Annotated in this window: 21 protein-coding genes; 10 read left to right on the top strand and 11 right to left on the bottom strand. The window is 55.6% G+C overall.

Annotated features, from left to right (window positions below; genetic code table 11):
- Positions 1-14: 14 nt before the first annotated feature.
- A complete protein-coding gene (locus NeNHUV3_RS10880) occupies positions 15-1,367 on the bottom strand; it encodes an ABC transporter substrate-binding protein (protein WP_391481398.1) in 1,353 nt (450 codons plus the stop codon).
- A gap of 286 nt (positions 1,368-1,653) precedes the next feature.
- On the opposite strand from NeNHUV3_RS10880, the gene NeNHUV3_RS10875 reads away from it, so the two are divergent.
- Positions 1,654-2,703 carry a substrate-binding domain-containing protein gene (locus NeNHUV3_RS10875; RefSeq protein ID WP_391481396.1) on the top strand — a complete coding sequence of 350 codons (1,050 nt, stop codon included), beginning with the start codon at positions 1,654-1,656 and terminating at the stop codon, positions 2,701-2,703.
- Between the two features lie 6 nt (positions 2,704-2,709).
- A complete protein-coding gene (locus tag NeNHUV3_RS10870) occupies positions 2,710-4,017 on the top strand; it encodes a GH1 family beta-glucosidase (RefSeq protein WP_391483249.1) in 1,308 nt (435 codons plus the stop codon).
- Here NeNHUV3_RS10870 and NeNHUV3_RS10865 read toward each other — a convergent pair.
- The 4 genes from NeNHUV3_RS10865 to NeNHUV3_RS10850 all read right to left on the bottom strand — a co-directional run bounded on the left by NeNHUV3_RS10865 (position 3,984) and on the right by NeNHUV3_RS10850 (position 8,156).
- Positions 3,984-5,087 (bottom strand): alpha-hydroxy acid oxidase, encoded by a 1,104-nt coding sequence (locus NeNHUV3_RS10865; RefSeq protein WP_391481394.1) that lies wholly within the window; start codon positions 5,085-5,087, stop codon positions 3,984-3,986. The two genes, NeNHUV3_RS10870 and NeNHUV3_RS10865, sit on opposite strands and share 34 nt — an antisense overlap.
- A complete protein-coding gene (locus NeNHUV3_RS10860) occupies positions 5,084-6,082 on the bottom strand; it encodes an alcohol dehydrogenase catalytic domain-containing protein (RefSeq protein WP_391483248.1) in 999 nt (332 codons plus the stop codon). Before NeNHUV3_RS10860 ends, NeNHUV3_RS10865 begins: the two co-directional genes overlap by 4 nt.
- Positions 6,083-6,152: 70 nt before the next feature.
- Entirely contained in the window at positions 6,153-7,460 is a 1,308-nt protein-coding gene (gene hisD / locus NeNHUV3_RS10855) for a histidinol dehydrogenase (RefSeq protein WP_391481392.1), read from the bottom strand.
- Between the two features lie 147 nt (positions 7,461-7,607).
- The gene (locus tag NeNHUV3_RS10850; RefSeq protein ID WP_391481391.1) at positions 7,608-8,156 is read right to left on the bottom strand and encodes a LuxR C-terminal-related transcriptional regulator; all 549 of its coding nucleotides are present in this window, start codon (positions 8,154-8,156) and stop codon (positions 7,608-7,610) included.
- Between the two features lie 63 nt (positions 8,157-8,219).
- Here NeNHUV3_RS10850 and NeNHUV3_RS10845 point away from each other — a divergent pair, with 63 nt between their 5' ends.
- The 6 genes from NeNHUV3_RS10845 to NeNHUV3_RS10820 all read left to right on the top strand — a co-directional run bounded on the left by NeNHUV3_RS10845 (position 8,220) and on the right by NeNHUV3_RS10820 (position 15,481).
- Positions 8,220-9,521 carry an acetylornithine deacetylase/succinyl-diaminopimelate desuccinylase family protein gene (locus NeNHUV3_RS10845; RefSeq protein WP_391481389.1) on the top strand — a complete coding sequence of 434 codons (1,302 nt, stop codon included), beginning with the start codon at positions 8,220-8,222 and terminating at the stop codon, positions 9,519-9,521.
- 41 nt (positions 9,522-9,562) lie between these two features.
- Positions 9,563-11,041, top strand: a complete 1,479-nt coding sequence (locus NeNHUV3_RS10840) for an ABC transporter substrate-binding protein (RefSeq protein WP_391481387.1) — start codon at positions 9,563-9,565, stop codon at positions 11,039-11,041.
- A gap of 70 nt (positions 11,042-11,111) precedes the next feature.
- Positions 11,112-12,059 (top strand): ABC transporter permease, encoded by a 948-nt coding sequence (locus NeNHUV3_RS10835; protein WP_391481386.1) that lies wholly within the window; start codon positions 11,112-11,114, stop codon positions 12,057-12,059.
- Positions 12,053-12,868 (top strand): ABC transporter permease, encoded by an 816-nt coding sequence (locus tag NeNHUV3_RS10830; RefSeq protein ID WP_391483246.1) that lies wholly within the window; start codon positions 12,053-12,055, stop codon positions 12,866-12,868. Before NeNHUV3_RS10835 ends, NeNHUV3_RS10830 begins: the two co-directional genes overlap by 7 nt.
- Positions 12,865-14,484, top strand: a complete 1,620-nt coding sequence (locus tag NeNHUV3_RS10825; protein WP_391481384.1) for an ABC transporter ATP-binding protein — start codon at positions 12,865-12,867, stop codon at positions 14,482-14,484. The genes NeNHUV3_RS10830 and NeNHUV3_RS10825 overlap by 4 nt, the downstream gene beginning before the upstream one ends.
- Positions 14,465-15,481, top strand: a complete 1,017-nt coding sequence (locus NeNHUV3_RS10820; RefSeq protein WP_391481382.1) for a P1 family peptidase — start codon at positions 14,465-14,467, stop codon at positions 15,479-15,481. Before NeNHUV3_RS10825 ends, NeNHUV3_RS10820 begins: the two co-directional genes overlap by 20 nt.
- On the opposite strand, the gene lepA is transcribed toward NeNHUV3_RS10820, so the two are convergent.
- On the bottom strand, positions 15,478-17,277 hold the full coding sequence (gene lepA, locus NeNHUV3_RS10815) for a translation elongation factor 4 (RefSeq protein ID WP_341246242.1): 1,800 nt from the start codon (positions 17,275-17,277) through the stop codon (positions 15,478-15,480). The two genes, NeNHUV3_RS10820 and lepA, sit on opposite strands and share 4 nt — an antisense overlap.
- Positions 17,278-17,465: 188 nt before the next feature.
- On the opposite strand from lepA, the gene NeNHUV3_RS10810 reads away from it, so the two are divergent.
- Positions 17,466-17,777 (top strand): hypothetical protein, encoded by a 312-nt coding sequence (locus tag NeNHUV3_RS10810; RefSeq protein WP_391481380.1) that lies wholly within the window; start codon positions 17,466-17,468, stop codon positions 17,775-17,777.
- An 88-nt stretch (positions 17,778-17,865) separates the two neighbouring features.
- Here NeNHUV3_RS10810 and NeNHUV3_RS10805 read toward each other — a convergent pair whose 3' ends face one another.
- The 4 genes from NeNHUV3_RS10805 to meaB all read right to left on the bottom strand — a co-directional run bounded on the left by NeNHUV3_RS10805 (position 17,866) and on the right by meaB (position 20,280).
- Positions 17,866-18,339: a copper chaperone PCu(A)C gene (locus NeNHUV3_RS10805; RefSeq protein WP_391481378.1), complete on the bottom strand. Its 474-nt coding sequence runs from the start codon at positions 18,337-18,339 to the stop codon at positions 17,866-17,868.
- A 37-nt stretch (positions 18,340-18,376) separates the two neighbouring features.
- Positions 18,377-18,715 (bottom strand): hypothetical protein, encoded by a 339-nt coding sequence (locus tag NeNHUV3_RS10800; protein WP_391481376.1) that lies wholly within the window; start codon positions 18,713-18,715, stop codon positions 18,377-18,379.
- Between the two features lie 159 nt (positions 18,716-18,874).
- Positions 18,875-19,162, bottom strand: coding sequence for a 50S ribosomal protein L28 (gene rpmB / locus NeNHUV3_RS10795; RefSeq protein WP_048599477.1), 288 nt, complete (start codon positions 19,160-19,162; stop codon positions 18,875-18,877).
- Positions 19,163-19,311: 149 nt separating this feature from the next.
- Positions 19,312-20,280, bottom strand: coding sequence for a methylmalonyl Co-A mutase-associated GTPase MeaB (gene meaB, locus NeNHUV3_RS10790; RefSeq protein ID WP_391481375.1), 969 nt, complete (start codon positions 20,278-20,280; stop codon positions 19,312-19,314).
- 108 nt (positions 20,281-20,388) lie between these two features.
- Between meaB and hrpB the strand changes: the two genes are divergently transcribed.
- Positions 20,389-22,830 carry an ATP-dependent helicase HrpB gene (hrpB, locus tag NeNHUV3_RS10785; RefSeq protein WP_391481373.1) on the top strand — a complete coding sequence of 814 codons (2,442 nt, stop codon included), beginning with the start codon at positions 20,389-20,391 and terminating at the stop codon, positions 22,828-22,830.
- 10 nt (positions 22,831-22,840) lie between these two features.
- Here the strand turns inward: hrpB and argF are convergent, their stop codons facing one another.
- A complete protein-coding gene (argF, locus tag NeNHUV3_RS10780) occupies positions 22,841-23,767 on the bottom strand; it encodes an ornithine carbamoyltransferase (RefSeq protein ID WP_391481371.1) in 927 nt (308 codons plus the stop codon).
- Positions 23,768-23,834: the final 67 nt, after the last annotated feature.

The raw sequence follows: 23,834 nt of genomic DNA, 5'->3' as shown, positions 1-23,834 counted from the left end.
CACACTCGGTAGTATTACTGGATCGCGTCCCAACGATCCTGGATGCCTTTTGCAACGTCGGCGGCTGATGCGCCTGTTGTGTAGTCAACCATACCTGTCCAGAACGCACCCGCACCAATTTCGCCCGGCATCAGGTCTGATGCATCGAAGCGGAATGTGGTCGCGCCCAACAAGATGTCACCCTGCGCACGTAGCGTATCGTCTTGATATGTGGCGGTGTTCACACCGGCGTGTGGCGTCAAGAAACCACCCTGTGCCATCCACAACTCGTGTGCGACTGGCAACTGAAGGAACTCAACCAAAGCGTTTGCGCCAGCGGATGGGTTTGTAATCGCAAAGAGCGTACCCGCGCCCAGAACTGGCTTGCCGAGGTCTTTGTCGGCGTACGCAGGGAAGTAGAAGAAGTCTGCATCTGCGCCCATTTCAGTGCCTTCGGGGAAGAACGCTGGAATGAATGATGCCTGACGGTGCATGTAGCACTTTGGCGGGATCGAGAAGAGGCCTTTGGGGCTGTCGCGGAAGTCTGTGTTGGCAACCGCTGAGGCGCCGCCGTCTACGTAGGCGTCGTTACGTGCGAAGTAGCCGAACTCATCCATAGCAGCGATGACTTTTGGATCGTCGAACTTCATCTCGTTTGCGACCCACGCGTCGTAATCTGCGGGCGAGGTGGTGCGAAGCATCATATCTTCAACCCAGTCTGTCGCAGGCCAGCCAGTAGCCGCACCGGATCCCAGACCAATACACCAAGGCGTGCCGCCATCCGCTACGATTTGATCTGTAAGTGTTTTCAACTCTTCCATTGATTGTGGAATGTCGTAGCCCGCCTCATCAAACGCATCCGGTGAGTACCAAACCAGTGATTTCAGATCGACACGGTAGAACATGCCAAACAGCTCATCGTTGCCATTCGCATCTGCGTATGTGCCCAGATCAACCCACGACTGACCCGCTGCGTAGTTTTTTTTGATCCAGTCACCCGAACCAGCTGGCAGTGGTGACAACAGACCTTGCGCCGCCAAATCAGCCGCCAGACCGGGCTGTGGGAATACTGCCAAGTTTGGCGCTGAACCGGCTTTTGCGGAAACCACGATGTCTTGCTCAAAGCTGTCAGAACCAGAGTAGCTGACTTCAGCGCCCGTAGCAGATGAGAAGAACTCCAGGACTTTCTCAACTTTTTCTTTTTCCGCGCCCGTCCATGGACCCGTAATTGTGACGCTTTCGCCAGCAAGGTCTGTTTGCGCAGCCCATGCGGTGTAGCTGTCCCACGAGAAATCACCCTCGCCCACTTTGAATGCGGAGTGACCGGCAGCAAACGCTCCCGTGCTCAACGCAAGCAAAGCAGCTGATGTATAAAGTGCTGTTTTCATTTTTCTCTCCCTGAGCGGCAGACCGTAGCGGCCCACCAAATGTAATACGTGTTGGCGCTCGCGGCTCTTCGCGGTCACCCTTCTCCCAATTGAGCGCCCATCCAGACGCCCAACCATCGCGCTGTCGAATCTTTTTCCAAAGCGCTTTGGATTTGTCGAGGGTCACTTAAGTGTAAAAATATGTCAAGTAAACATATCCTTTTCAGCTAAGCCCAATTATTGGCTTTGACGTCACGGAAAGAAATTGCCTATTGTTTACCAAAGCGCTTTTGGAAAATAGTAGCCCATGAACCTCAAACAACTGTCGGACCTTCTGGGCCTGTCACAAACAACTGTAAGCCGCGCATTGAACGGGTATTCGGATGTGAAAGCATCCACCCGCGCACGCGTTATTGCCGCAGCCAAAGAGCATAACTACCTGCCCAACTCGCGCGCAAAAGCGCTTGCAACAGGCCGCGCTATGTCTATCGGGCACGTTATTCCCCGCACCGCGCGGCACGAATTGGTCAACGCGATTTTCGCAGATTTTATCGCAGGTGCAGGTGAGGCTTACTCGGAGCGAGGCTATGACCTGCGCATGGTAACAGTCGAGGACGCAGACGAATTTGCAACCTACGAAAGGCTGGCCAGTAATGGCGCAGTTGATGGCTTTATGCTGCACGGCCCCTCACGGGATGATCAGCGCATTCAGTTGCTAAATGATCTCAATGTACCGTTTATCGTGCATGGCCGCTCAAGCGATTGCGAACAGCCCTACAGCTGGCTTGATGTGAACAACCGCAGTGCCTTTAAGCGTGCGACGGATTTGCTGCTAGATTTGGGGCATACACGCGTTGCGCTTTTGAACGGTGACGAAAATATGGATTTTGCGATCCGCCGACGCGAAGGTTTCACCCTCGCCCACGAGCAGCGCGGACTGGAAATTGATCCGTCGCTTATGCACAGCAATGAGATGTCAGAACCTTACGGCTTTGAAACCACACGGCAGCTTATGACGCTGGACGCACCGCCTACAGCAATTGTGGCATCGGCGTTGATCCCCGCGTTGGGAATACAACGGGCCGCACATGAGCTGAGCCTCAAAATCGGACGAGACCTTTCCGTTATTTGTTTTGATGACGCCCTGTCATACTTTCCAAACGGCAGCGGCGCACCCTTGTTCACCGCAACCCGTTCGTCTGTGCGCGATGCGGGACGGCGCTGTGGCACGCTTTTAATCGACCGGATTGAAGCCGCAGATGATGCGCCAGTCGTCACAGAATTATGGGAAGCCGAACTGGTTGTCGGCGGATCAACGGGACCTAATTTGGCGGGCATGCCCCGCCGCGAGGCTTAAAAGATGATGAAATTCAAACGCTCTGACTTTCCGCAAGATTTTATTTTCGGAACTGCAACCTCATCCTATCAAATTGAAGGTCACAGCTTCGGCGGCGCTGGCCCGACCCACTGGGACACCTTTGCCGCAAAGCCCGGCAAAATCCTCGATGGCACCGACGGAGCCATTGCATGTGACCACTACAATCGCTGGCAAGAAGACCTTGATCTGATCAAAGCTGCGGGCTTTGACAGCTATCGCTTTTCCACCAGTTGGGCGCGCGTCATGCCCGAGGGGCGCGGTACGGTAAACCAAGAAGGCTTGGACTTTTATGAGCGCTTGGTCGACGGCATGCTGGCGCGCGGCATCAAACCCATGGCGACCCTCTATCATTGGGAAATGCCTGCTGCCCTTGACGCATTGGGCGGCTGGCAAAATGCTGACGTCGCGGACTGGTTCGCGGAGTTCACCGACGTCATCGCAAAGCGCTTGGGCGACAGGTTGTTTTCGACAGCCACCATCAATGAGCCGTGGTGCGTCAGTTGGCTGTCCCATTTTGAAGGGCACCACGCGCCGGGCTTGCAAGATATAAAGGCAACCGCGCGCGCTATGCACCACGTGCTGAAGGCACATGGCAAATCCGTGCAGGTGCTGCGACAAAACGGCGTCAAAGACGTAGGAATTGTGTTCAACTTTGAAGGTACAATGCCCGCAGACGACAGCGTTGAAAGTGCCCGTGCCGCCTCGCGGTATGAGGCAATTTACAACCGCTTTTTCCTGCAGGGCATTTTTGAGGGGACGTACCCCGAAGAAGTTTTGGAAGGTCTTGGGCCGCATCTGCCCGCAGGCTGGCAAGACGATATGGCTCTCATTCAACAACCTCTCGATTGGGTCGGCGTCAACTATTACACCGCCAAAGCATTTCGCGAAACAGACGGGCCGTGGCCATCTTGTGAAGCCGTTAGCACAGGCGCGGATAAAACCCACATGAACTGGGAAATCCACCCCGACCACCTGACCAAACTGCTGAAATGGATCGCGGATACCTATACCAAAGACCTACCGCTTTATGTGACCGAAAATGGCATGGCGGGCGAACACACGCTTAACGACCAAGACCGTGTTGCTTACTTAAACGGGCATGTGTTGGCCGCAAAATCAGCAATGGAACAAGGTGTTCCTCTTGGCGGTTACACGTTTTGGTCTTTGATGGATAACTACGAATGGGCCTTTGGATATGCAGAGCGCTTCGGACTTGTTCATGTGGATTTTGACACGCTGGAGCGTACGCCAAAAGCAAGCTATCTGGCCTTGAGGGATGCAATGTCACAGTGACCCATCTGCGCCATTGCGCTGGATAAATCGCTACTGACACCGGCCCAAAACTGCTGCAACCCTGCTTCTCCGTTTGCGGCAATTGCAAATTGCATTGCACGGCCAAAGAAAACGAAATCAGCGCCCTGCTGCAACGCTTTGGCCACATCTTCGCCCGATCGCACGCCGCTGTCATAAAAGAGCGGGTACGCAGGCCCCACAGCGTCGCGAATGGCCTTAAGGGCCAAAATGGGCGGCACACCGCCGTTCAGCTGACGCCCCCCGTGTGACGAAACTTGGACCGCATCGACACCCGCCGCCTTCAAAGCAACGGCATCCTCAACGCTGACGACACCTTTGGCCACCAGCCTACCCGGCCACGCGTCGCGCACTTTTTTAAGTGTTTCCCAATCAGCCCCCGCGCGGCTTTCGGTGCGATCAAATGTAAACCCATCCCGTTGAAAATTAGCCATTTCGGGACGGCCATGGATTAACGTTGAGATTGACCACCGTGGGTGCAGCGCGAAATCAATGAACTGCGATGCGCCAATTTTGAACGGCATCTTGAAACCGCGGCGCAACTCGCGCGGACGGCGGCCAACCTCTGGCACATCAAGGGTCAGCACCAAAGTTTGATATCCCGCTGCCTTCGCTCGATCGACCAGCGCCATAGTCCCAGAGCCATCGCCGCTGTAATAGAGCTGAAACCACGCGTGCCCTTCTGACAGTGTCAGCATTGTCTCCATATCTGTTGAAGCAACAGTAGAAACACCAATCGGAACGCAACTTTTGGCGGCTTGACGGGCAAGAAAAACATCAGCCTTAGGCGCGGATAAATTACACATGCCCATCGGAGCGATGCCGAAGGGAACCTCGGCCCGTTGATCAAAGACAGTGGTGCTTAAATCACGGTGACGGACATCGCGCAGCACACGTGACTGTAGGTGGATATCTGCCATAGCACGGCGGTTAGACGCCTCGCCCTCACCATTGCCCGCAGCGCCATCAATATAGTCAAAAACCATCCAAGGCAGACGTTTGCGAGCCATCCTGCGGGCGTCTTCATAACTGTGAACAGTTTGGTCCATCATGGGATAAGCACAATTTTAGGCGCAGCAACTTTGCCCGCACGCAAATCAGCAAACGCCGCGGCACCATCGGCCAAGCCCCGTGTCTCAACCCATGAACAATCACCCAAACGGCCCGCAAAAAGTGCCTCGGCCGTGGCCTCAAAATCCGCAGCGGTATAGGTGTAAGTCCCAATAAAGCGGATTTCTTGAAGCGTCAGACGCCGCACATCAAGACCGCCGGTGTCTTCGCCCAACCCGATGTGAATGATCACGCCACCGGGCCGCGCAATCGCGCAAGCCGTGGCGCGCGTTGCCGCGAAACCAACGGCATCAAGCACAATATCCACATCGCCCACATCATTTGCAGAAGACTCAACCGTCATGTCGAATAAATGATTCTTCAAAACGCTGCGGCGCATTGCATTCGGCTCAACCACGGTAATGTCGCGAACACCCCAAGCGTGCAATGCCAGCGCAGTACCAACGCCAATCGCACCACCGCCCAACACGGCCGCGCGAAGACCCTTGCAACCTGTCTCAGGATTACGGCCCAACGCCTCGGCGGCGAGCCGTACACCATGCCAACCACACGCAAGCGGCTCTACCAGCGAGGCCACGGGAAGGCTTACATGATCAGGTACTGTAATCAGATTTTGCGCGGGCATCGTCAACCACTCAGCAAACCCACCTTGGCGGGGTGGCATGGAAATGATCTGACGTTCAGCGCATAGATTAGTCCGCCCACTGTGGCACGCCTCACACGCACCACATGTGACCAGCGGGTTTACCGTCACACGCCGCCCATCCATGTCACCATCAACAACAGTGCCCGCTACTTCATGCCCAAGGATCAACGGTGCGGGGCGGCGCGCATCATGGCCCAGATACGCATGCATATCCGAGCCACACAGCCCACATGCCGCAACTTTGATCAAGGCATCACCAGCGGTAGCAACAGGGGTGGGGACCTGATGCATAGCGACAGTTTCAACACCTTCGTAGACCAATGCTTTCATCACCCCTGCCCCCAGATCACCAGATGTTGTGGACAATTAAATGCCCAGCGTTGGTGCTACGCTAGCGCGCTCAATCCTGCGCGGATAGGTCAAAGTTTTGCTCGGGGAAATACTTCTGAAGGCGTACGTCCGCAGACCGCGCGTGCCCTTCCATTCCCTCAAGCCGTGAAATTCGTGCTGTCGCGATCGCAACGTCCTTGGCACCCTCACGGGTTGAACGCTGCCATGTGACGATCTTCATGTACTTATGAACGGACAGCCCACCTGTATATTTCGCGGCTCCAGAAGTGGGCAAAACGTGATTGGTTCCTGATGCTTTATCGCCGAACGAAACAGTCGTCTCCTCTCCCAAAAAGAGCGATCCATAGCACGTTAGCCGATCAAGCCACCAATCAATGTCAGCAGCCTGTACCGTCAGGTGTTCAGGCGCGTAAGCATCGGATGTTGCCGCCATTTCTTCGCGATCATCACACACGATCACTTCGGCATAATCACGCCACGCCGCAAAGGCGTTATCGCGGTTAAGCTCTGGCAAATCCTCAATAAGACCCGGCACCAAATCCATCACTTTATACGCCAGTTCGCGACTGTCTGTGACCAACCAAACCGGCGAGTTATACCCGTGTTCGGCCTGTGACACCAAGTCTGTCGCCACGATAAACGGATCAGCAGTTTCATCGGCCAAGATCAAACTATCTGTCGGGCCTGCAATCATATCGATGCCCACGCGACCAAACAAAATGCGTTTGGCTTCAGCCACGAACTGATTGCCGGGACCAACCAAAATGTCAGCCTTTGGCAAACCAAAAAGGCCAAACGTCATTGCTGCCACACCCTGCACGCCACCCATTGATAGAATGCGCGTCGCACCACACAGTTGGGCCGCGTAAATAATAGCAGGTGCAATGCCTTCATTGGGGCGGGGCGGCGAACAAACAGTAATGTTTTTGCATCCAGCCACGCTTGCGGTTGTCACGGTCATGATCGCACTTGCGATGTGGCTATAACGCCCGCCCGGTACGTAGCAGCCAGCAGTGTTGACCGGAATGGCCTTTTGACCCGCGATCAAGCCAGGGCGCACCTCAAGTTCGACGTCTTTCATTGTGCTTTTTTGTGTTTCAGCGAAACGGCGCACGTTCTCATAAGCAAACGCAATGTCATCTTTCAGCTTTTGAGAAACCTTGGCGCAGGCTGCCGCAATATCTTCTTCGCTAAGCAAAACAGGGCCATCATAATTGTCAAATTTGGCCGCATATTCCAAAGCAGCCGCATCACCACCGGCCTCGATATTTGCCAGAATTTCCTGAACCGTATCGCGTACGTCAGACGCCCCAGTTTCCGCAGTTTTATCGGCTTTTTTCAAATAGTCGCGCGCCATTTTTGTCGGGTCCTTCAGCATTTAGGGAATACGTAATTTGACGCTATAGGGCGTTATGTTTCAGCCCAAGCGCAAGCAAAACCTTCCCTGCAGCGGCTCATTTCACGTTAGCAAAAATGTGTTTTGAGAAGGTCGAAAATTACGGCCCTATTTACCGCGCATCATCATGCGGGCGACCAATTCAGAAGCACGTTTAACCCCGTGACGTTTGATCATTCGGGCACGGATATCCTCGATTGTGCGCGGCGATAGCTCTAGGGTCTTTGCAATTTCCTTGCTGGTCATCCCCTGCCCCATGAAACCCAAAACCTGCCGCTCACGCGGGGTGAGTTGCACCAAATCAGAACGCTCACTTATGGCAGCATAACTCAGCACCAGCCGCGCAAGCGGATCATCTGGCGTCAGGCTGCGAGCACGAAAACGGCTCCAAACCGTGTGACCATCCTTGTGGAGCACGAGACGTTCATCGCTGTACGTACCGCTTGTTTGCAACGCGGCAAGACCAATATCACGGATCGCCTCAAACTCGGCGTCTGAGCCGTAAAACATACGAAAAGACTGGCCCACCAAGCTATTTTTGGAATACCCTACAAGTGTGGCAAAGGCTTCATTGCACGCACGAATGACACGCCCCTCAGACAGCACCAGCCCGATGGGAGCGGCATCAAAAGCAATTTGAATGTCAGCGCTATGCATGTTTTTTAGCTACCCGTATTTATACGGTATTGATACCGTGTTTTTTGCTGTCATACTTAAAGAATGGATCAGCAAAGCAAATCACTATCCCAACTTACCCAAGTTATCGAGGGCAAGCGTGACGATCTGATCCAACTGACAGGCGATCTTATCCGCATCCCCACGCTAAACCCACCCGGTGAAAACTACCGCAATATTTGTGAGTTTTTAGCAACCCGTCTACGCGCCTCGGGGTTTGACGTTGAGCTGATCCGCGCCCACGGCACCCCCGGCGATTGTGAGGCCTATCCGCGCTGGAACATAATTGCCCGACGGGATGGAAAACACACAGGCGACTGCGTTCATTTCAACTCGCACACGGACGTCGTCGAGGTCGGCAAAGGATGGACCCAAGACCCCTTTGGCGGTGCACATATCGACGGCAAAATCTATGGGCGGGGTGCATGCGACATGAAAGGCGGACTAGCCGCTTCAATCATCGCAGCGGAAGCTTTCATCGAAGTGTTTCCGGATTTTCACGGGGCGATTGAAATCTCTGGCACTGCCGATGAGGAATCAGGCGGCTATGGCGGCGTCGCGTATCTGGCCGAAAAAGGGTACTTCACCCCAGAGCGGGTGCAGCACGTCATCATCCCAGAACCGCTGAATAAAGACCGCGTATGCCTAGGGCATCGCGGCGGCTGGTGGGCCGAAATCGAAACATTTGGCGAGATTGCCCATGGCGCTATGCCGTTCTTGGGCGATTGCGCCGTGCGCCACATGGGCGCTGTGCTCGACAAATTTGAAAGCGATCTGTTCCCTGCCATGGCTGCACGCCGCACCGATATGCCCGTGGTGCCCGAAGGTGCCCGGTCATCGACGATGAACATCAACTCCATTCACGGCGGCCAAGCCGAGACACTAAAAGATAGCACCGCTCTGCCCAGCCACTGCGTGCCCGACAGTTGCCGCATCGTCATTGACCGCCGTTTTTTGGTTGAGGAACCGCTGGATCAGGTGCGCGGTGAAGTGAAAGGACTGCTAGAAGGACTGCGCCGCGACCGGCCCGATTTTGACTACGCTATACGCGAGCTGAACCATGTCCTACCCTCGATGACAGACCGTGATGCGCCCGTAGCCGCGACCGTGGCTGCTGAAATTGCGCATGTGATGGGCAAACCCGCCGAGTTTGTCGCCTCGCCCGGCACATACGACCAAAAGCACATCGACCGGATCGGCAAACTGAAAAACTGTGTCGCATACGGCCCCGGGATTCTGGATCTGGCGCACAAGCCGGACGAATACGTAGGCGTTGATGATATGATCGATAGTATTAAGGTGATGGCGCGCAGTTTGGCCGCGCTGTTGTTGCCAAAAGATGACTAAGCCCCGTCAACGGGCAAATTAACCAGCATGGGGAGAGACACATGACCATCTTTAACAAGGGCTTGATTACCGTTAGCGCATTCGCGCTGATGGCGAGTTTGGCAAATGCGCAAGACAACGTGACCATCGCGATTCAGCTTGAGCCACCGAACCTCGACCCCACAGGTGCCGCTGCTCAAGCCATTGACAGCGTCATGTATTCCAACGTTTTTGAAGGGCTGACACGGTTCATGTCGGATGGGGCAGTTGTACCCGGCCTTGCCAAATCATGGGACATTTCAGCAGATGGGCTCAGCTATACGTTCAACCTGCAAACGGGTGTGACATTTCACGACGGCACGACGATGGATGCAGAGGACGTGAAATTCAGCCTCGACCGCGCCCGCGCCGAGGACAGCACTAACGCCCAAAAAGGGCTGTTTGCCAATATCGCTGCGGTTGACGTGATTGATGCCGCTACAGTCAAAGTCACGCTGAGCCAGCCGACAGGCAATTTCCTGTTCAACATGGCGTGGGGTGATGCGGTAATCGTGGCGCCCGAAAGTGCCGAGACAAACGCAACCGCACCCGTAGGCACCGGGGCATACCGCTTTGTGGACTGGGTGCAGGGTGACCGCCTTGAGTTGACCCGTAACGCTGATTATTGGGGCGACGCACCCGCCATTCAGAACGCAACTTTCCGTTTCATTTCTGACCCAACAGCCGCATTCGCCGCCGTAATGGCAGAAGATGTCGATGCTTTTGCAGGTTTCCCTGCGCCCGAAAACATCCCGCAATTTGAAGCAGACCCACGCTTTCAGGTCCTTAAGGGCAACACCGAAGGCGAGACAATTCTGTCGACCAACAACAAAATGCCGCCCTTTGACAATAAGCTGGTCCGCAAGGCAGTTGCGCACGCAATTGACCGCCAAGCCATTATTGATGGGGCGATGTTTGGGCTCGGTACGCCCATCGGCACGCACTTCGCTCCGCACAACCCTAACTACGTCGATCTGACTGGCAACTCGCAATACGATCCAGAGCTGTCCAAAAAACTGCTGGCCGAGGCAGGTTTTGCCGATGGCTTTACCACAACCCTCAAACTGCCCCCCCCCTCATACGCGCGGCGCGGCGGTGAGATCATCGCGGCACAATTGCGCGAGGTGGGTATTGATGCGCAAATCAGCAACCTTGAATGGGCGCAGTGGCTTGAAGAAGTGTTCCGCGGCAAAGACTTTGGCCTATCAATCGTGAGCCATACCGAGCCGATGGACATCGGAATTTACGCCAACCCCGACTATTACTTCCAGTACGACAACCCTGCGTTCCAAGCGCTGATGGATGATCTGAACAAAGCAACAGACCCCGGTGAGCGCGCCGCGTTGATGGCGCAGGCACAGACCATCATCTCGGAGGACTACGTGAACGGCTATCTTTTTGAATTGGCCTATCCCACAATTGCAAAAGCAGGTTTGCAGGGCATGTGGGAAAATCAACCAACCGCTGCGGTTGACCTGACCGGTCTTAGCTGGACCAACTAAACTTCAAACGGGGCCGCGTAGATCTGTGCGGCCCCGCTTTCTATGCCTGAATTGAGGCCCCGCCTACACCATGCTTCGCTATGCCCTCTCCCGTTGCGCCTCTCTCGTGATCAGCTTGATCGTGGCCAGCATAGTTATCTTTTTGATCATCGAGATCGTGCCCGGCGATCCTGCTGCATTCATGCTGGGCCTCAACGCGCAACCCGAGGCTGTGGAGGCACTGCGCGCCCAGTTAGGGCTAAACGCATCTGCGCCAGAACGCTATTTAACGTGGGTTAGCGGGATGTTGCAGGGTGACTTTGGCACCTCTTACACCTACCGCGCGCCGGTATCTGATTTGATCGCTGATCGTATTTGGGTGTCGCTGCCACTCGCTGTTTACGCGCTGGTTCTATCGACACTCATCGCATTCCCCGCAGGCATCTTTGCAGCATCGCGCCGCGGCGGTGCAGGTGACACGGCAATCATGGGCGCAACACAACTTGGCGTCGCCATTCCAAATTTCTGGTTTGCGATGATCCTCGTCTTGATCTTTGCAATCAATTTGCGGTGGTTTTCCGCAGGCGGTTTTGTGGGGTGGGACAAGGGGTTTTGGCTTGGACTGAAATCCTTGACCTTGCCAGCAATTGCACTGGCCCTACCCCAAGCGGCAATCCTTGCGCGCGTGATGCGATCGTCATTACTCGATATGTTAGGCGAAGATTTCATCCGGACGGCCCGCGCCAAGGGCCTCAGCAAACGCCAGGCACTTTGGCGCCACGCAGTTCGAAACGCGCTAATTCCTGTGCTGACAATCTTGGGGCTTCAGTTTTCCTTCTTGCTGGCAGGTGGCATCGTAATCGAACAAGTGTTCTTCTTGCCTGGCTTGGGTCGGCTGATCTTCCAAGCCATATCTGCGCGGGATTTGATCGTTGTCGAAGGTGTTGTGATGCTGCTGGTGTTTTCAGTCATCATCGTGAATTTCTTGGTGGATTTGACCTATGCCGCCGTTGATCCGCGCCTAAGGCAGCGATCATGAGGGGGCTAATCATTGGCGCCGTTCTCAGCGGTATTTTTGTGATTGCGGCAGCACTGTCGTTCCTGTGGACACCCTACGACATTTTGAGCCTCGATGTGGGTAACAAACTCAAAACCCCAAACGCGGCAAACTGGCTCGGCACAGATCACTTCGGGCGCGACATCTTATCGATGATCATGATGGGCGCACGAACATCCATCGCTGTGGCGCTTGTGGCAGTGGGCATCGGCATGGTTTTGGGCGTGCCCCTTGGGTTGTGGGCCGCCGCACGGCGTGGTCATTTCATCGATGAGTTTATCATGCGCGGAAACGACCTGATTTTCGCATTTCCATCCCTTGTCATCGCCATTTTGATCACAGCCGTGTTTGGCGCATCAGCGGTCAACGCAATCATCGCCATCGGCATTTTCAACATCCCTGTTTTTGCCCGCCTCACCCGCGGTGGCGCGCTTAGCCTGTGGGAGCGAGACTTCATTCTGGCCGCCCGCGTCAGTGGTAAATCCGCCGCGCGTATCTCGCTTGAGCATATTTTGCCCAACTTGGCCAACTTGCTGATCGTACAATGCACCATTCAATTCAGCCTCGGAATTCTGGCCGAAGCAGCCCTGTCCTATATCGGTCTGGGCGCACAGCCACCCACCGCTTCTTGGGGGCGAATGTTAGCTGATGCGCAAACCCTCGTCAGCATCGCACCGCACACGGCACTGATACCGGGCGGAGCAATTGTGCTGACTGTTTTGGGGCTAAACCTGATGGGAGACGGCCTGCGCGACCTGCTTGATCCACGTATTCGGGTTGGGCGGTCATGAGCCTGCTTGCAATTGAAAACCTAAACCTATCGATCAACGGCACCCCGATCTTGGACGATGTCGCGTTAAAGATTGAGGCCGGTGAAATTGTGGCCCTTACCGGTGAAAGTGGTTCTGGAAAGTCCCTCACAAGCCTCGCCGTTATGGGGCTGTTGCCGCAGGGCGCTGACACAACTGGTCAGATTAAGTTTGGGGACCGTGACCTTCTGCAAACGCCTGAGGCTGAGCTTTGCACCCTACGTGGCAACGAGATTGGCATGGTTTTTCAAGAGCCGACGACAGCCCTTAATCCGGTTCAAACCATCGGCGCACAAGTCAGCGAGACTATCCGTATTCACGAGAAAACCACGCGCCACGACGCTTACCGACGCGCGGCACAAACCCTTGAACGCGTCGGCCTGCCCAATGACCAATTTCCGCTAACACGCTACCCGCATGAGTTATCCGGCGGGCAGCGCCAGCGTGTTGTCATCGCGATGGCCATCGCTCTGCGGCCTAAACTCCTGATCGCGGACGAGCCTACCACCGCGCTTGATGTAACCACTCAGGCGACCATTCTAGAGCTGCTCAAAGGCTTGGTGGATGAGTTTGGCATGGGGCTGATGATGATCACCCATGATCTGGCCGTGGTCGCGAATATGGCTGACCAGATTATTGTCACGCAAAACGGGCGAGTTGTTGAGGCGGGTGAAACGCAAAGCATTTTCCAACACATGCAGCACCCCTACACCAAAGCGCTTTTTGCCGCCTCTACCCATCAGGTTAACCTGCCTGCTTTGCAGAAAACACAACCACTTTTGTCAGTCGAAGGCGTTGTCCGCGACTATCCTATCGCCCGCACAGGACTGTTCGGAAAGCGCGGCCAGCACCGCGCTGTAAGCGATGTAAGTTTTCAATTGAACCGCGGCGAAAGAGTTGGGCTCGTTGGTGAAAGCGGGTGCGGCAAGTCCACCCTGACCCGCGCCATATTGGGCTTGGAGGATGTGCAGTCAGGACGGATCACCCTCGACGGGGAGCCTGTTTTTGCGGGCAAGTCTCCTCACCATAAGGTCCGGCGCAAAATGCAGGTGGTCTTTCAAGATCCCTACGGCAGCTTTAATCCCCGCCACAAAGTAGAGCGTCTGATCACCGAGCCATTTCACCTGCTGGACCACCCTCCGGTCGGAAAAGCCCGCGAGACGGCAGTTACCAAAGCCCTCACCGATGTGGGTCTGGCCCCCGACGATGCGCAGAAATACATTCACGAATTTTCAGGCGGGCAGCGTCAGCGTTTGGCAATCGCTCGCGCGCTAATTATTGAGCCCGAATTGATCATTTTCGATGAGGCCGTCTCGGCGCTGGATGTGTCCGTCCGCGCGCAGGTGCTTGATCTATTGGCCGATCTATGCCGCACGCGCGATTTGGCCTATCTTTTCATCAGCCACGATCTATCGGTTGTTCGGACAATTACGGACCGCGTGATGGTGATGAAAAACGGTAAAATTGTAGAACAAGGCATGACAGAAAACGTCTATACGTCCCCCAAACACCCCTACACCCGGGCGTTACTGGCCGCTGCGCCCACCCTTCCTTCCCGCACATCAAATGAGGCGAAACATGCAGACCGGTCCCCTTAATCTGATCACCGATGTGGCTGGCCTAAAAGTCGGCAACGCCCAAGATCACACCCTTAAATCAGGAAGCACAGTGCTTTGCGCGGATGCACCGTTCACTGCGTCTGTGCATGTGATGGGCGGTGCACCTGGCACGCGTGAAACGGACCTTCTTGCACCTGATAAAACTGTGGTTGCGGTGGATGCGTTGGTTTTGTCGGGCGGGTCTGCTTTTGGTTTGGATGCGTGTTCGGGGGTGATGGACGCACTTTATGCGGACGGTCGCGGATACGCAGTCGGGGATGCGCGCGTCCCTCTTGTGCCTGGGGCGATCCTATTTGATTTACTTAACGGCGGCGACAAAAACTGGGCCGGCAACCCCTACCGGTCATTGGGCCAAGAAGCCTATGCAAATGCATCAACGTCTTTCGCATTAGGCAGCGTTGGTGCCGGCACGGGTGCCCTGACGGGACGCGAAAAAGGCGGGCTTGGCTCAGCCAGTATGATTATCGAAGGGGCAAGTGGCCCCTTCACCGTGGGCGCGTTGGTCGCAGCAAATCCTGTTGGCTCCGTTACCGTCCCAGAGGGGCCACATTTCTGGGCCGCACCTTTCGAGATCGGCGGCGAGTTTGGCGGCTTGGGTATGGGACCCGATGCGCAAGGCCATGAGCTTTTCCAAAGTCACAAGCTCACCCCGCCCGACGCGCGCGGCAATACAACGATCGCCATCGTTGCAACGGATGCACCGCTCAGCAAAGCGCAATGTCACCGCATGGCTGTCGCGGCCCACGATGGGATCGCGCGCGCGATTGTGCCCGCGCATAGCACCTTTGATGGGGACTTGGTGTTTGGTGTATCAACCGGACATGAAAAAAGCGCCAGTCTTGATGACATGGCGCTTTTTGAAATCGGACAAGCCGCGGCGCTGTGTTTGAGCCGCGCAATCGCACGAGCCGTTTATGAAGCAAAACCTGCTGCGGGCGACGTGCTACCCGCATGGCAAAACCGCACTGGCGTCTAGTTGTCCATTTTAAGGGCGGAAATAAACGCCTCTTGCGGGATATCGACTTTGCCGAACTGACGCATCTTTTTCTTACCCGCTTTCTGCTTTTCAAGCAGCTTTTTCTTACGCGTCGCATCGCCGCCGTAACATTTAGCAGTGACGTCTTTGCGCATCGCAGACAGGGTTTCGCGCGCAATCACACGGCCACCAATTGCTGCTTGAATCGGGATTTTGAACATATGGCGCGGAATCAAATCCTTGAGTTTTTCGCACATAGCGCGCCCACGCTGTTCTGCGCGGTCCGTGTGCACCATGGTTGAAAGCGCATCTACAGGTTCGTCGTTTACCAACACCGACATTTTCACCAGACGGTCCGTCTGGTACCCGATCATCTGATAGTCGAACGAGGCATAGCCCTTAGTCACTGACTTAAGGCGATCATAGAAATCAAACACCACTTCGTTGAGCGGCAGATCATACACAACCATTGCGCGCGAGCCCGCATAGGTCAGGTCTTGCTGAACACCGCGGCGATCTTGGCACAGCTTTAGCACATCGCCCAGATACTCGTCTGGCACCAAAATGGTCGCCTTGATGCGCGGCTCTTCGATGTGATCGATTGTGGCGGGATCGGGCATGTCAGCGGGGTTATGCAGCTCAATCATAGAGCCATCACGCCCGTACACATGATAAATAACCGACGGCGCGGTGGTGATCAGCTCAATGTCATACTCGCGCTCAATGCGGTCACGGATGACCTCAAGGTGCAGCAATCCAAGGAACCCACATCGGAAACCAAAGCCCAATGCGGCAGATGTTTCCATCTCAAACGAGAAAGACGCGTCATTCAGCGCAAGCTTTTCAATCGCATCGCGCAGGTCTTCAAACTCAGCATTATCAACAGGGAAAAGCCCACAGAAAACCACGGGCTGCGCAGGTTTGAAGCCCGGCAACGCCTCAACTTCTTTCTTATCATGGGTGATCGTATCACCCACGCGCGTGTCGCGGACCTGCTTAATCGAAGCTGTCAAAAAGCCAATCTCGCCCGGACCGAGGCTGTCAAAAGGCTCCATTTCAGGGCGGAACACGCCAACACGGTCAACGTGGTGGGTGGTGCCGTTTGAAAGGAACTTAATACGGTCGCCCTTTTTCAGGCGGCCATCGATAACGCGAACCAACACGATCACGCCCAGATACGCATCATACCACGAATCCACCAGCATCGCCTTCAGCGTGCCATCAGGATTACCCTTCGGCGACGGCAGGCGGGTCACAATGGCCTCAAGCGTCTCACGGATGCCTTGTCCGGTCTTGGCAGACACAGCGATGGCGCCAGAGGCATCAATGCCAATCACGTCTTCAATTTGCTCTGCAACGCGGTCCAGGTCAGACGCGGGCAGGTCAATCTTGTTCAGCACAGGCACCAACTCGTGATCCGCTTCAATCGCGTGATACACGTTGGCCAAGGTTTGCGCTTCCACACCTTGGGTGCTGTCCACAACAAGAAGCGAGCCTTCAACAGCGCGCATGGAACGGGAAACCTCATAGGCGAAATCAACGTGACCGGGGGTGTCGATCAAGTTGAGCACGTAGTTTTCACCATCGTTCGCTTTGTACTCGATCCGTACTGTGTTGGCCTTGATCGTGATGCCGCGCTCGCGCTCAATATCCATTGAGTCGAGTAGCTGCGCTTTCATATCGCGATCTTGCACCGTGCCCGTCTCTTGGATCAAACGGTCGGCCAAAGTTGATTTACCGTGGTCGATGTGGGCCACGATCGAAAAGTTGCGGATGTGTGACAAATCTGTGCTCATGGCAAAAGGATATGTGCCGGAATGACAGGTGGGTCAATGGCAATTGATGCGCCTTGACCACGTGCCGCAGGGGCGGGTGCAATCGTGATTTGAAAATTAGCGAAAAACGTGGCAATTGGACTTCACGAATTAACCTTTCGGGCGGATAGTGAAACATCACGGCGCTCGGTTTGGATCGAGGCAGACAGATGAAACACCTATTGCTGATCATAGCTCTGACGGCGACGTTGCCTGTTGGTATGGCCGCACCAGTTTTAGCGAAACCCATCCAGAACGCGTGCCTTCAATCAGCCCGTGAGGCGGTGTCCTATAAATTGTGTGGCTGCATCCAAAGTGCGGCGGACATCACACTGACACGGCGCGACCAACGGCAGGCGGCCAAATTCTTTGATGATCCACAGCGCGCTCAAGACGTGCGCCAATCAGACCGCAGCACACACGAAAGTTTTTGGCAAAAATACAAACGCTTTGGCGAAACGGCTGAGGCGTACTGCTCATAAAGCACCAGCACCCCTCTTACGTAATGGCAAAAGGCGGACCGCACAGGCCCGCCTTTTTTATTTAGTCAGTAACCGTACCGCGATGGGCTTAATGGTTGTGACCCGAATGACCCGCACCATGGGCATCTGGATCCGGTTTGCGGTTCAAATCTACCGGCACTTCGATTATCACATCACCCGCATTTTCAAACGATAGCGTGACCTCAATCAAGTCCCCATCGTTCAACGAGCGGTTCAGCCCCATGAACATCACGTGCATTCCGCCGCGTTTTAGCAAGACCGTTTCATCCGCTTCCAACGGGATGCCATCTTCCAATTCGGTCATACGCATCACCCCGTCTTTTTCGATGTGAGTGTGCAATTCCACGCGGGCTGCCACGTCGCTGCTGGCTGCCACCAACCGGTCAGCTGTTTCGCTGTGGTTTGTGATTTCCATGAACGCAGCGCCCGCCTTGGCATTTGGTGAAGCCGCAAGAGCATAGGCATCCTCAATCATCATATGCGCGTGCGAGGCGGTCGCCATCAAAGACAGCAGAGCTGTGGTCAAAAGTGTCTTTTTCATTTCAGTCGTCCTTATAGATGTAAATTTGCTGGAAAATTCACACCACAAAAGGCGGGCCGCGGGTCCTGTTCCGTTTAGGGGCCACTTTTGAAACCGCTAGTGGCCGCACGGCGACTACTTTGACGGGCCAAACGTCAGCGTTAAAACCTACCTCAGGCGCAACCGGTATGCTGGCCGCACTTAGCTGGACGCAATCAGGGCATACATCACGAACGCTTACTTCGTTGCCGTGCGCATCCACATTCACAACGCGAAGTGTCTGACCCGAGCAAATGACGAATTGATCCGCGACAATCATACGACCATGCGCAAAGGCACTGCTTTGGGCAGCGACCAGCAGCAGCAGGCTCAACAAAAGGGCGGAAATAGGTCTCATAAGGTGGTGAATAGCAATGTTGGACTGCCCTCAAAAGGGGCAAAAGCGCACATCGCAGGCAGTAACAGTACAATCGAGATCTTGCATGTTCAGGCAATGGCGCAAAGAAAAAGCCCCGCATGGAACCCATGCGAGGCTAAATTCATCAAAATAAATAGCTTAGGCTGCTGCCGTGGCTTTCATGATTTCTTTTTTGAGCTTCAACGCGCTTGCAGAAAGCTCAGCGTCTTTTGCTTTTGCCATGAACGCATCCAGACCACCGCGGTGATCAACGGTGCGCAGAGCAGCAGCGCTGACGCGGAATTTGAAGTCGCGACCAAGTGTTTCAGAGCGCAGTGTCACGTCCTGAAGGTTTGGAAGGAACCGACGACGCGTACGGTTTTTGGCGTGGCTGACGTTGTTGCCAGTCATCGGGCCTTTAGCTGTGAATTCGCAAACGCGAGACATGGGATATCCCCTTCTTAAACGGATAAGACCCGCGCATGGCAGCGGGCCGTCAAATTCGATTGGCTTGCAATAAAAGCCTGCGACCCAAGCGTCAAGACTTGAATCCACCCTTTACCCCGAATGTGGTGGCTTATTTCGCCCAAGCTACGCTAGGTTTTGCGAAAGCTGGCCAGAATCTGTGCAGCGGCGCGCACCGGTGTGCGGGTTCCTTGGTGAATCGCTTCACGCGCCTCTTCAACAATTTGGGCTGATTTTGGGTCAGAGTGTAAAAGTTCAAGCAAGCCAAAATGCAACTCTTGGTCGAACCACCGCTGATCTTGGTCCTGACGCCGCGTTTGCCAAAATCCAGACTGCTGCCTGAAATCGCTCAGGGCTTTGATATCGGCCCAGACCTCATCTAATCCATGGGCGGTAAGTGCTGACACCATCGAAGCTTTAGGAAATCCAACTGGGTCCCCACTTCGCTTGCGCAAAAGCCGAAGCGCGCCCGCATAATCTGCGCAGGTGCGGGTCGCTGCCGCCTTCAAATCACCGTCGGCTTTATTCACAATCACCAGATCAGCAATTTCCATGATGCCGCGCTTTACGCCCTGCAATTCATCGCCCCCCGCTGGTGCCATCAAAAGCGCAAACACATCCGATATATCCGCGACCATCGTCTCGGATTGCCCGACGCCTACTGTCTCGATCAACACCACATCAAAGCCCGCAGCCTCGCATAATCGCACAACCTCGCGGGTGCGGCGCGCAACACCACCCAATTGGGTTTGGCTCGGCGAAGGGCGGATAAAGGCGTTCGGATCACGGGACAATTGCTCCATGCGGGTCTTGTCGCCAAGAATCGAACCGCCTGACCGCGCCGAGCTGGGATCAACCGCAAGCACAGCCACACGCAAACCCTGCGCCGTTAAATGCAAGCCGAAGCTTTCGATGAAGGTCGACTTGCCGACACCAGGCGTGCCCGACAAACCAATGCGCAGCGCTTGGCGGTCACGAGGCAGTTGCGCCATCAACTCCGAAGCCGCATCGCGGTCCTGCACCCGTGTGCTTTCAACCAGCGTAATCGCCCGCGCCAACGCGCGCCGATTGCCTTTGGGAAGTTCAGCTATCAAATCCATACGCCGTTCATGGCCCGACGCGCCGCCTATGTCTAGCGCCTGCCAACACTGCGGCCCACGCGAGTTTGAGGTTGTGGCCCCACCGCCCTGCCCCGTAAACCAGTCTGCATGAGACTACCCATCGAAGACGTTATCAGCGATGTGATCGCCGCCATCGCACAGCACGGCCAGCTTGTTTTGCAGGCGCCCCCCGGGGCGGGCAAGACCACGCGGGTTCCCTTGGCCCTGTTGCAACGCGGTGCGTTTGAGGGAAAGCTCATCATGCTTGAACCCCGCCGCCTTGCCGCCCGCGCCGCCGCAGAGCGTATGGCAGACACCCTTGGCGAACCCGTGGGCGAGCAGGTCGGCTACAGGATGCGCGGCGAGGCAAAAGCAGGCCCGAACACCCGTATCGAAGTGGTGACAGAGGGTATTCTAACCCGCATGATCCAATCAGACCCCAGCCTTGAGGGCGTTGGCGCGCTGATCTTCGATGAATTCCACGAGCGGTCTCTCAACGCGGACCTTGGCTTGGCCCTTGCGCACGAAAGCCGCACGGCACTACGGCCAGACCTCAAACTGGTCGTGATGTCTGCCACGCTTGATGCAGAGCCCGTGGCAAAAATGCTGGGCGCACCGATCATTACCTCGCAAGGGCGCGCCTTTGACGTGGAAAATCGTTGGCTGGGTGCCCCGCTGAAGAAAGACAAAAAGCTTGAGCTGGCCTGTGCTGATCTAATCGTGCAGGCGGTGACCGAGCAACCTGAGGGCGGTGTGCTAGTGTTTTTGCCCGGTCAGGGCGAGATCACACGCGTCGCCCGCGCCCTTGAAGGCCGGTTGGACAAAAGCTGTGCGGTGCACAAACTTTACGGGGCAATGGATTTCAAAGCGCAGCGCGCCGCAATCATGCCCGCCGAAACAGGGCGCAAGATTGTGCTGGCAACGTCCATTGCAGAAACGTCGCTGACCATCGAAGACGTGCGCACGGTTGTTGATGCAGGCCGCTCAAGGCGCGCACGTTTTGACCCCGCGTCTGGCATGTCGCGATTGGTGACCGAGCGCGTCACACGGGCCGAAGCCACACAACGGGCCGGCCGTGCGGGACGCGTCGCCGAAGGGGTGGCCTACAAACTTTGGACCAAAGGGGAGCACGGCGCGCTTGCTGGGTTTCCGCCTGCTGAAATTGAAGCCGCCGATCTTGCTGGCCTCGCTCTTGAGTTGGCCGCGTGGGGGTCATCCCCCGAAGATATGGCTTTTCTCACGCCGCCCCCTCAGGGTGCGCTTGCCGAAGCACAGGCTCTTTTGACATCGCTTGGCGCCCTAAAAAGCGGACGGATTACAGATCATGGCCGCGCGCTGTTGCGTCTACCAGTGCACCCGCGGCTGGCCCATATGGTGGCGCGCGCGGGCAAAGGTGCAGCGCCCATTGCTGCACTACTATCAGGGCGCGATATACTGATGAACGGTTTTAATGGTGCGGGCGCTGACCTTACTCTACGCATTCGCGCACTAAGCGACCCCAAAGGATCAGACGCCCGAACTGTTAACCAAAGCGCGCTGGCCACCGCACGGCTTGAGGCCAAACGCCTTGCGCGGCTTGCGGGTCCGGATCAAGGGCTGTCGGCTGCGCAAATGGCCGCACTCGCCTATCCCGATCGCATCGGCCTGCGGCGTGCGGGGCAAGCCCACAGGTTTGTCTTGTCTGGTGGCAAGGGCGCTGTTGTTTCTGACAGTGACCCCATCGGCACACAGAGGCTGATCGTGGTGACAGATACCGATGGTAACCCGCGCGATGCAAAGACACGCCAAGCCATTGCGATCAGCGAAAGCGAACTGCGCGCAATCATGCCCGAGCAATTCGTGTGGCATACAGTGTGTGAGTGGTCCCGCAGAGAAAGCCGCGTGATGGCGCGCGAACAACTGAGACTTGGGGCCTGTATCCTTGAGGATCGCGCTTGGAAAAACGCAGACGTGGCACAGATGAACCGCGCGATGTGCGACGGTATTCGAATGATCGGTCTGAACCTGCCCGCAGCTGCGAAGCGGTTTCAAGCCCGCGTGATTTTGGCCCGCGAAAATAGCGAGAGCGCATTTCCAGACCTGAGTGACAGCGCCTTGCTCGGCACCCTTGAGGACTGGCTTGCTCCTTACCTTGGCAGCGTGCGCACAAGTGCGGATTGGAAGGGGTTTGACCCGCTTGAAGCATTGCGGAATTGTTTGAATTGGGAGCAAACCCAAGCGCTTGACCAGCTTGTACCGTCGCATTTCACAACGCCGCTTGGTGACCGCCGGCCCATCGATTATTCGCAGGCTGATCCGGAAATTGAAGTCAGGCTGCAAGAGTTGTTCGGTGTTACTAAACATCCAACTGTCGGCGGCAAGCCTCTAAAGGTGACTGTCTTGTCACCTGCGCGAAAACCTTTGCAAACCACAATGGATATTCCGGGGTTTTGGGCAGGCTCCTACGCGGATGTCCGTAAAGACATGCGCGCAAGATATCCCAAACATCCGTGGCCCGAAGACCCGACCCAAGCAGAGCCAACCCTGCGCGCAAAGCCTCGCAAAAGGTAAGCGACGCCGCTTACCCTTGCATGCACCAGCGCATGACCGCTTTTTGCGCATGTAGCCGGTTTTCAGCCTCGTCAAAAATGACCGAATGCTTTCCGTCCATCACCGAAGATGTTGCTTCTTCCTCGCGGTGGGCAGGCAAGCAGTGCATGAACAATGCATCGTCTTTAGCATGTGACATCAACGCATCGTTAACCTGATACCCGCGCAACTGATTGTGGCGGCGTTCTTTTGTGGTTTGGCTGTCATGCATCGAAACCCATGTGTCAGCCACCACCAAATCGGCGCCTTGAACCGCTTCAATCGGGTCGCGAATGATCTCAACCGTGCTGCCATTGGCGCGCGCAAGATCAACAAACTCAGCCTCAGGATCAAGCGGCTCAGGGCCCGTGAAAGTAAGGTCAAATCCGAATTGACCTGCCGCGTGCAAGAACGATGCGCAAACGTTATTTCCGTCACCACACCAGACGACTTTCTTACCTTTGATGGAGCCGCGATGCTCTTCAAATGTTTGGATATCTGCCATGATCTGGCAGGGGTGTGTCCGGTTTGTAAGCCCGTTTATCACGGGAACACTGGCGTGCTCGGCCAACTCCAAAAGGGTTGTTTCCTCAAACGTGCGGATCATAATCATGTCGACGTAACGGGACAAAACACGCGCGGTATCCGCGATGCTTTCACCATGACCAAGCTGCATATCCGTCCCTGACAGCACCATTGTTTGGCCGCCCATTTGGCGCACGCCTACGTCAAAGCTGACACGGGTCCGTGTTGATGGCTTTTCAAAAATCAACGCCACCATCCGGTCTTTGAGGGGCAAATCCTGATCAGGTGCGGCTTTGGGCAGCCCAGCGCGCGCCGATTTCACCGATTTTGCGCCGTCGATCATCACGCGCAAATCTTCAACGGATGTTTTGTGGATATCAAGAAAGTGGTTCATGGGTTTTCCCCTTGTAAGTGGCGAAACGGGGGCGCTGCCCCCGGTCCCCCGGGATATATTTGAAAAC

Source organism: Nereida sp. NH-UV-3 (assembly GCF_042939535.1).
Classification (GTDB): Bacteria; Pseudomonadota; Alphaproteobacteria; order Rhodobacterales; family Rhodobacteraceae; genus Nereida; species Nereida ignava.
Note: the sequence above shows the minus strand (reverse complement) of the source record. Positions and strands in the feature narration are given on the sequence as shown.

Coding starts and splice junctions, on each gene's coding strand:
- rpmB (WP_048599477.1), bottom strand. CDS start 19,162: ATGTCTCGCGTTTGCGAATTCACAGCTAAAGGCCCGATGACTGGCAAC.
- hrpB (WP_391481373.1), top strand. CDS start 20,389: ATGAGACTACCCATCGAAGACGTTATCAGCGATGTGATCGCCGCCATC.
- argF (WP_391481371.1), bottom strand. CDS start 23,767: ATGAACCACTTTCTTGATATCCACAAAACATCCGTTGAAGATTTGCGC.
- NeNHUV3_RS10805 (WP_391481378.1), bottom strand. CDS start 18,339: ATGAAAAAGACACTTTTGACCACAGCTCTGCTGTCTTTGATGGCGACC.
- NeNHUV3_RS10875 (WP_391481396.1), top strand. CDS start 1,654: ATGAACCTCAAACAACTGTCGGACCTTCTGGGCCTGTCACAAACAACT.
- NeNHUV3_RS10850 (WP_391481391.1), bottom strand. CDS start 8,156: ATGCATAGCGCTGACATTCAAATTGCTTTTGATGCCGCTCCCATCGGG.
- NeNHUV3_RS10835 (WP_391481386.1), top strand. CDS start 11,112: ATGCTTCGCTATGCCCTCTCCCGTTGCGCCTCTCTCGTGATCAGCTTG.
- lepA (WP_341246242.1), bottom strand. CDS start 17,277: ATGAGCACAGATTTGTCACACATCCGCAACTTTTCGATCGTGGCCCAC.
- NeNHUV3_RS10825 (WP_391481384.1), top strand. CDS start 12,865: ATGAGCCTGCTTGCAATTGAAAACCTAAACCTATCGATCAACGGCACC.
- NeNHUV3_RS10810 (WP_391481380.1), top strand. CDS start 17,466: ATGAAACACCTATTGCTGATCATAGCTCTGACGGCGACGTTGCCTGTT.
- NeNHUV3_RS10820 (WP_391481382.1), top strand. CDS start 14,465: ATGCAGACCGGTCCCCTTAATCTGATCACCGATGTGGCTGGCCTAAAA.
- NeNHUV3_RS10840 (WP_391481387.1), top strand. CDS start 9,563: ATGACCATCTTTAACAAGGGCTTGATTACCGTTAGCGCATTCGCGCTG.
- NeNHUV3_RS10870 (WP_391483249.1), top strand. CDS start 2,710: ATGAAATTCAAACGCTCTGACTTTCCGCAAGATTTTATTTTCGGAACT.
- meaB (WP_391481375.1), bottom strand. CDS start 20,280: ATGGATTTGATAGCTGAACTTCCCAAAGGCAATCGGCGCGCGTTGGCG.
- NeNHUV3_RS10880 (WP_391481398.1), bottom strand. CDS start 1,367: ATGAAAACAGCACTTTATACATCAGCTGCTTTGCTTGCGTTGAGCACG.
- NeNHUV3_RS10845 (WP_391481389.1), top strand. CDS start 8,220: ATGGATCAGCAAAGCAAATCACTATCCCAACTTACCCAAGTTATCGAG.
- hisD (WP_391481392.1), bottom strand. CDS start 7,460: ATGGCGCGCGACTATTTGAAAAAAGCCGATAAAACTGCGGAAACTGGG.
- NeNHUV3_RS10860 (WP_391483248.1), bottom strand. CDS start 6,082: ATGAAAGCATTGGTCTACGAAGGTGTTGAAACTGTCGCTATGCATCAG.
- NeNHUV3_RS10800 (WP_391481376.1), bottom strand. CDS start 18,715: ATGAGACCTATTTCCGCCCTTTTGTTGAGCCTGCTGCTGCTGGTCGCT.
- NeNHUV3_RS10865 (WP_391481394.1), bottom strand. CDS start 5,087: ATGATGGACCAAACTGTTCACAGTTATGAAGACGCCCGCAGGATGGCT.